Source organism: Paraburkholderia panacisoli, from assembly GCF_008369935.1.
GTDB lineage: Bacteria > Pseudomonadota > Gammaproteobacteria > Burkholderiales > Burkholderiaceae > Paraburkholderia > Paraburkholderia panacisoli.
Genome location: NZ_VTUZ01000153.1, coordinates 1 through 1124, shown reverse-complemented (window position 1 = coordinate 1124; position 1124 = coordinate 1). Strand labels below are relative to the sequence as shown.

Sequence of the window (1124 nt, the reverse complement as noted above, 5' to 3'; positions counted from 1 at the left end):
AGTCAACGGCCAGGCCGACTCCCCGCACTATGCGGTTACTAAAAAAGATGCTTGACTCCGAGCATCGAGCCGATCTGGCCGACGCCTGCCCCGGGCGTAGTGCCGCCGCCGGCGCTGACCGAGTAACGCGCCTTGGCGCTGTTTGCGAGGTATGCTGCCTGCGCGTAGACAGCAGTCCGCTTTGAGAGCTGATAAGTCGTTCGAAACGCTGCCAATGTCGCGCGCGTGTCGTGTTCTGGGTTAATAATCCGAAAGGCCTCTCCGTCGACAATGAAAGCGGGCGTTACATAATAAGAGGCGCCAACAAAAAACGTGTCGGAGCGGACGCCAGTGACGGCCGGCGAGTCCGGTACGACGCGCCGACCGAGCCAACCAGCGGTGAGCTTCGCGCCCGCCCATGAGCCATATGCGCCCACCAAAGTGCGCGCGTCTTTGGCGGCGCTGTTGAGAATCGGCGTCGGCGCAACGCCATCGAAAAAGTTCGCTGCGGCATTGGCTCCGCCACGTTCCTCCTCATAAGAAGCAGCAAAGCCAAAGAATGATGCTTCGTACCTCAACATGACTGACCAGTCTCTACACTCCGTTGCGTGCCCCGGCACCGATCCGACGCAGGTTCCTTGACCGGGAGAATTGCCCGTGCCCGCCGAATCTCGGCCGAACGAATACGTCGTTCCGAGCGTGAAACCGTTAAACGTTCCCGTGTAGGCAACTGAGTTGTCGGCGCGGGCATTGGGCACGTACGCGTCCAAAGACCCCAAGCCGTAAATATTAGGCCCGAGGACGTCAGTGCTCAACAGTGCCACGTAGGTCATCGCGTATTGGCGGCCGAAAGAAACAGTCCCATAGGGGGCTCTTGATTCCAACAAATGTCTGCCGTCCGAACAAGCGTCCGCCTTGGCCCAGGTCCCCGCCGCGGACGTTGAACCCGTTTTCTAACGTGAACACAGCGCTATACCCTCCGCCAAGATCTTCTGTCCCGCGGAGTCCCCAACGAGATGGAACCTCACCGGTGATCCCGGGCATACGAAACACCTTATCGCCAGCAGCATTGGCGTGAGATACGTATTCGACACCTGTATCAATAATTCCGTAAAAGGTGACGCTCGACTGCCCAAAGCCACGGT

At 59.0% G+C, this 1124-nt stretch carries 1 pseudogene; it reads right to left on the bottom strand.

The annotated features are described in order from the left end of the window. Positions 1 to 38: 38 nt before the first annotated feature. Positions 39 to 1124: pseudogene (locus FVF58_RS51100) on the bottom strand (porin); the annotation flags it as partial.